The following is a 6,322-nucleotide window of genomic DNA, read 5'->3' as shown; positions in this document are numbered from 1 at the left end:
TTGTGCTGTGGCATTTGCGGTCGGCACTACACATGAGATCGCGATTCCCTTTAAGGGAGCAAGCATTCCGGTCATGCCCGTGCCACTACCGCTTCCAGACGCTTTCTTCCACACACTGGATTGGCAAATAGATGGATAAATCGACGCCGCTTTTTACTGATTTCCTTCAATGCGTTACAAGTGCCAGTGGTGTGCCGCTTTTACGATTGTGCCGCAAACGTGACATTAAGTTTCTGATCCACCACCGACGCATGCACGGCAAAGCGTTCCGGGGTTAGATGTGCATAGCGCAATACCATCCCGTAATCAGCCCAACCGCCCATCTCCTGCAATACATGGAGGGGTGTTCCCTCCTGCGCCAACCAGCTTGCCCAAGTATGGCGCAGATCATGCCAGCGGAAGTTCGCAATTCCCGCTGCTGCTAGTGCCGCCTTCCAACCCTCTATGTAAATCTGCGTCTGGGGCTTGCCGCGCTTTCCGACAAATACGAACTGGGAATGTTTCCCCCTTTGTCGTTCCAGCACGGCCAGCGCCGTCTCGTTCAAGGTTACATGAATATCCTTGCCCGCCTTGGCCTGGTCGCCGTAAATCCAGCACACTCGCCGCGCCGTATCGACTTGTGACCACTCAAGCCGCAGCACGTTGTTTTTGCGTAACCCTGTAGCAAGCGCAAAGCGTGCCATTTCTGCCGTTCCTTCTGGCAAATGCTGCAACAGTCTTTGCGCATCTTCTGGGGTGAGCCAGCGAACACGCCTTTGCACCTTCGGATACTGCGGACGGCGGGGAACATGATCCAGCCATTCCCATTCGTCCACCGCACGATGCAGGATGGCTCCAAGCACTTCCAGATTCCGCTTGACGGTTCCCGGTGCCCAAATGCCCGCTTTGGTATTCAAAGCTCCCTGAATCACTTCCCGCGTCATATCGCGCAGCAGCATCCCCCGAAAAAACTGATGCCACCATCCAATAACTAACTGCATGTTGCGATATGACCGAAGGTGCGTCTTTTCCATCAACCATCTGTGAGCAGCTTCATCCCACGTATGATTCGGACGATCCCCCAGCTTGAAGACGCGCCACGCTTCGCTTTTCAGCTTGTCGTGGTATTCCTGCGCTTTGATTCTGTCCGTTGTGCCAGAAGTTTGTCTAACTCGCTCTCCTGACGGTGTGGTGAAGTCAATCCACCACGTTTTGCCACGTTTGAAAAGTGCCATGATTGTGTTCCTCTCATAGACACTTGCAACGCCTGCCGCTCAGGAGCATAGAGCGAGCGCAAGAATGCTGCAAGGTCTTCATCAATAAATACCCAGCGACGCCCGATCTTCACGCCCGGAATCTTTCCCGCTTTGACGCGGGAGCGGAGTTCTTCCGGGTGGAGCTTCAGGAAGTTAGCGGCCTCGATTAGCGTCAGGGTTTTCATGACTTGCAGTCACTTTTTTTGCGCAGCAGTGCGGCCAGTTGGGGAACGAACCGCTCGGGATGGCCGGGGCGGATTAGCGCCTGCATCGCACTGGCCGGATCACCTTGTTCAACGTCCTGCACCAGATTGATGAATTGCCCCCACTGTTTTCTCAGGTGCGATAACGTCTTGTCGTAGTCCATGCTGGCGACTTTCACTGAGGTTTCCAGTACGCACGGCGCGGATGAAAGAGAGGAAAGGCATGGGTAAGAACCGGCGAGGTACTGGCCGGGCTGGGTGAGGATGTTCCACGGGATGATGCGGTTGGTGCCGCGCAATTCCAATTCGAGGCGGAACCACGGGTTGTCCAGCTCGCCAAGTTGTTTGCCTTTCTCGTAGCCTCTGAGCATCTTCCCGGCAGCGCGGGAGCCGACATAGTAGGTGCGCCCTTTTTCGGCGTTGTCCCAGTCCCCCACCATTGACGAATGCGGTTTGCGGTTGTCGGCACCGAGAAACCCGTCTTGCAGATATTCGGCGCGGAGCCGTTCAGCATTCCAGACCGTCCCGGAATAATCGTCATGTGCGAGGTCTACGCGGGCGATACGGGCTTGGTGTGCTTCGCCCCATATCTGCACCGCTTGCCAGCCGGTAACACGGGCGCAGCCGTGTGCATTCAGGCTCAGGTGTGCGGTATCGCGTTGGGCTATGCCCTCCCAAGCCAGCAGGCCGCATCCATCCAGATCAATGCGCTTGTGATAACCGCACCAGCCTTTGTTGCCCTGGGTAAATGTCGCGATGCCGAACAGGGCGGTCAAATCCGCCATGAGTTGCTTCAGGGCATAGCCCGAACTCAAGCGCAGGGTGCAGGCGAACCAGTCGATAATTGCCGCGTCTGGCGGTGCATCCCCGTTTGGCAAGGGATGTTGGATTAGAACGGCTCGATTGTCGTGGCCGGGCATAACGGTGATGCGCTCTCCGACCGTAGGGCAATCGGTAAGAGGCGATTCGAGCGCGGGGTTTTTGCTTATCCTCGTAATTACTACACGAGGGGAAGCCGCCGCCTCCGCCGTGCTGTCCTCGCTCGTGCCTCGCTCCGGGCATCCGGCCTCGTTGTTGGCTTCTTGGTGTTGAGTAATTTCGTTCATGTGCTTCTCCGTGTGCGTTACGCGGACGGAGAAACGGGCGAACAAATAGGCGCGTATGCTCCGAACCGCAAGGGGTCGTAGCACAGGGGAAGCCTTTTTATTCCGGGGTCATGGCGGTGTGTTTAGATGACCGTGGCGCGTCGAATGGTTGCGCCTTCTTAGGGCTGTCGAACCTGACGTGATCGCACTGGTATATCACCGTACTTTTTCGGCTGTGATGCGGCAAGATAACCATGCTAGAAACCCACGTCAAGCCTTATTTTAAGCCGTTTATACGCAATGGCAATTTCGTTAAAACAGGATGCCGGAAGTGTTGGAGCGTCAACGGCAAAACGTCGGAAATAGAGTGCCGTGCCGCTTCGGGGTCTCGAAGCGATGGCGGTTCATCCCCACGGGCGTGGGGAACACACTTCTTCTTTCTAGCTGAATTTACCGCAGGTCTGGTTTACGCAATCGTTAGATGAGTGAGCGGAAAGCTGACGCGCTATGCTTGTCGCATCCCTGTTTTGCAATGCTCAAAATGCGAGCATTGCAAAACAGGGATGTTACAGCGATTTTCTGACACCTAGAATTTCACCGCTTAACTTAATTCGCTTCTCTTTGAGATTTATTTCGCAACGATGCTTCCAATAACCAGTCTTCTCTTCCATACCGGTATCCGGGAAAAATATCGTCCAAAGCAATTTCTCTCTTGAGTAGCTGTTTTGCCAAGGCAGCCAGTGAGAGAGCGTCATTCTCGTTGCGAACTTCAAAGGGAATACAGAGTTCGATGCCGGTGCACCACGAAAGCGTTTTAACCGACATCGACGGACGCACTACCAGATCAACACCTTCGGATTGAAGGCGTTGCTGAATCGCATTCAGTTTCGCGTAATAATCCCGCTGAACATCAGGTGTCGGCGGAGAACTATAAGCCACCACCTTCTTGCGCGACCTACCTACCTTTTTCCATTGTTTTTCGCTGAGTTCGAACAGGTTTGTTGCGGATAGAGGCGAATCACCTGCTTCAGCCCATGCCATATCCTCAATAGCATCCGCAACCTTCATGCGGGGATGAACCAACCAGACCATGACACGGCGCCCATTCAGGATGAAACCCACGTCATCCCACCAAGTCAGCGCCCGGTTATCTGGATAGACATGCGGAACGAACACACCGCATTGCCCCAGTCGCCAAGGGTGATGGCGGTGGTACTGCTTCATCTGACGGCGAAGGCGTTCTTGGTTTTGGTTTTTCATACGATTACAGGCCTTTGGGCAATTGTTCTATTGGCCCTTTAGAAAAATCGATACCTCGTATTTTTGAGCCGCGTGCACAGGTTTCGTTTTGAAATTTACCCTGGCAATAAGTTAGGAGAAACTCTTTTAGGGGTATTTGTTTGCCATTGACATTAATCATTCTTGTTCGGGGTATTGGAAGCCCCCATTCTTTCGAGTACGCAATGGCTTTCTCATTGGTTGTAATTATGATTTTTCCGTGAATATCGACGTTTGGCACACCATCTTTGTCTACATTTTCGGCGAAGGCTGGTGATCCAATAGTCAATAAAAGCAAAACAACTGAGTAAAGTTTCATAATCCGTTTTGACCTTTCAATTATTAAGTGCAACGTGCCAACTCACGCCGTAGTTGTAGAAAACATGTGGACTATTACTGCTGACTATTGCCTTGAAACATTGTTGCTGAATAAAAATTCGTTAAACATAACTTCTCGCTCAATGACCACCTTCAACGAGACCGGCTTGCCATAATGTGGTAACGAAGACATCAGCATGAAAGTCATAACATCTGAATAAATGTGTCCACTAAGCCACTCGGTATGCCCGCATGCGCACCACGGGATTGGTGATTTATGATTTTGATATGGTGACTCAACCCTATGTATCTGGAATTGCGTCAACACTAGCTTCTCTAACGCTCGTGCTTCAATTTTCGACGACACTGGAAACACCATACTGCTCGCAAAATCAAACAAGTCGTCGAGATTTTCACGCAAGGGAAGAAAACGATACACCCGTTCCACCACTTTGCCAGAGAACCCTATTTTTAATTTTGATCTGTCACGCAACAAGAGTACATAGACGGTCCAATAAGGAATACGCTTGGCGTTGGCTTGTGCGGCTTGTGCGACTAGTGTATCTGCGTATGCAAGCAGCCCGTCTACGTCTAAATCAATCGCCATATACGCCTACTTCTCGACAATAGACCGCATATATCGGCAAGCCGGAAACTTCCCGCAGCCATAGAACTGTTGTCCAGACTTCTCCCCCTTCTTGATCGTCCGCAGGATAAGCTCGCCGCCGCACTTTGGGCATGTTGTGGTGCTGCTGTGACGATCCTTGAGGGATGCCAGGTGCTCTTGTTTTGTTTCTCTTGTGGATAGCCCCAAGAAGTTTTTGGGGCGCATCCCGGTTTTGATGGCTTCAACGATTTCTACAATTTGCGCGTCGGGTAGCAGCACCTCGATCTTCGCCTTGATATAGCCAAAGGGTCCACCGCAGATCACGTTGTCCGGAAGTTCGGTTTTCAACTTACACGTCTCGCCTACAAAGCAAACAATCGAATGGAACATGCTGGGCGGTAATCCAAGGAATTCCTCAAGCGCTTTGATGTGGCGGAAGTTCTGATGCAATGGATTCTGGAATTGGAATTTAGACTTCCGAAAGGATTGTGTCCACTTGGGTTGGGCCTCAGCGCCAAAAATCCAGCCTTCCATGTTTTTCGTCTCGATCACGAAAATACCGTACCTTGACACGATGATGTGATCAATCTGTGTGGTGCCGTTCGCGGTAGCGATGGTGACATTATTCACCTCACGGTAAATGTCGCCATTAAGGGCGATTTTCTTGGCTACCGATAAAGCCGCTTCACCCAGCCAACCTTTGAACCCGGCAGCAAAGCTCATTTTGTACACCCGGAAGCTCTGGCCTTCTCTTTTGCCGCCAGAATAGGTGTTGTAGTTTTTCCGTCAGCAGGATTTCCTTTTGAGTAGGACATGATTTCGTCTTTATATTTCCGGCATTCAGGGCGGTCTTGGATTGTCGCGGCCATCTTGGTTGCGTAATTCGTTGCGTCTTTCGGAGTAAAAAGCATGAATGGATTGAGGGAAAATCCTTCAGCAAAAGACGTATTCGACAAGACAGCTAAAGTGATTCCGAGCAAGATTGAACGGTGCATAAAATACTCCCAATGGTTTCTAGTACGTTACTAGAAATGCCATCGTATATGCACAAGTTCATATAGTCAAGAAATCAGGTTGAGATGCTTTAAGCGAGTTTCAAGGTTGGTAATTGCCCAATCGGGACAGACTCGTGCACTGGGTAGAGACGGATCGGCAAGCCATGACTGTATCGCCCTCCAACTACAGGGGCGCTTGGTTTCTTCTGCGAGGTATTGAGCGGCCTCGGCGCGTGTGATGCCTGCACGCTGGATAAGTACCGCCAGTTTCTCTTGATTCGTCGTCATATTGCTCAGTATGCCATGCACAAGCGCATAGCTTACCGCCGTTCGGTCGATTGGTCACTATTTGAAGGTGTGCCAGGATTGTGACGTGCCCCATCTGAATCAGCCGGTTATAGGCTGGAACAGACGGGGTTTGTCGATGGCAGAGCGTTGCAAGTGGTTGATTCTATTAAGCGCCTAAATACCACCCAATTGATTGGCAAGAGTGCCGGCGGCGGCCATTTACTTGTTGCTCACGTCGTCCAGTACCAAACGGAATCTGTCGCGGTGGTTCCTCGGGTATAGCGCAGCGTTACTCCGATGGTGTTGATATTGA

General features: G+C 51.6%; 7 protein-coding genes and 1 pseudogene. All 8 read right to left on the bottom strand.

Features of this window, described 5'->3' with window-relative positions; all coding sequences use genetic code 11:
- Positions 1–200: 200 nt before the first annotated feature.
- Entirely contained in the window at positions 201–1,214 is a 1,014-nt protein-coding gene (locus PHE17_RS21250; protein ID WP_301017932.1) for a site-specific integrase, read from the bottom strand.
- Between the two features lie 65 nt (positions 1,215–1,279).
- Positions 1,280–1,420, bottom strand: a pseudogene (locus PHE17_RS21780) (helix-turn-helix domain-containing protein); the annotation flags it as partial.
- Positions 1,417–2,544 carry a replication initiation factor domain-containing protein gene (locus PHE17_RS21245; protein ID WP_301017931.1) on the bottom strand — a complete coding sequence of 376 codons (1,128 nt, stop codon included), beginning with the start codon at positions 2,542–2,544 and terminating at the stop codon, positions 1,417–1,419. The gene PHE17_RS21245 and the pseudogene PHE17_RS21780, both read right to left, overlap by 4 nt.
- A gap of 585 nt (positions 2,545–3,129) precedes the next feature.
- A complete protein-coding gene (locus tag PHE17_RS21240; protein ID WP_301017930.1) occupies positions 3,130–3,783 on the bottom strand; it encodes a hypothetical protein in 654 nt (217 codons plus the stop codon).
- Positions 3,784–3,787: 4 nt separating this feature from the next.
- A complete protein-coding gene (locus PHE17_RS21235; protein WP_301017929.1) occupies positions 3,788–4,120 on the bottom strand; it encodes a hypothetical protein in 333 nt (110 codons plus the stop codon).
- Positions 4,121–4,204: 84 nt separating this feature from the next.
- On the bottom strand, positions 4,205–4,726 hold the full coding sequence (locus tag PHE17_RS21230) for a hypothetical protein (RefSeq protein WP_301017928.1): 522 nt from the start codon (positions 4,724–4,726) through the stop codon (positions 4,205–4,207).
- 6 nt (positions 4,727–4,732) lie between these two features.
- On the bottom strand, positions 4,733–5,449 hold the full coding sequence (locus PHE17_RS21225) for an NERD domain-containing protein (RefSeq protein WP_301017927.1): 717 nt from the start codon (positions 5,447–5,449) through the stop codon (positions 4,733–4,735).
- Positions 5,446–5,721 carry a hypothetical protein gene (locus PHE17_RS21220; RefSeq protein ID WP_301017926.1) on the bottom strand — a complete coding sequence of 92 codons (276 nt, stop codon included), beginning with the start codon at positions 5,719–5,721 and terminating at the stop codon, positions 5,446–5,448. The genes PHE17_RS21225 and PHE17_RS21220 overlap by 4 nt, the downstream gene beginning before the upstream one ends.
- Between the last annotated feature and the right edge of the window lie 601 nt (positions 5,722–6,322).

The sequence above is a fragment of the Thiothrix sp. genome, from assembly GCF_028714775.1.
Lineage (GTDB): Bacteria > Pseudomonadota > Gammaproteobacteria > Thiotrichales > Thiotrichaceae > Thiothrix.
This window is presented reverse-complemented; position numbering and strand designations above follow the sequence as displayed.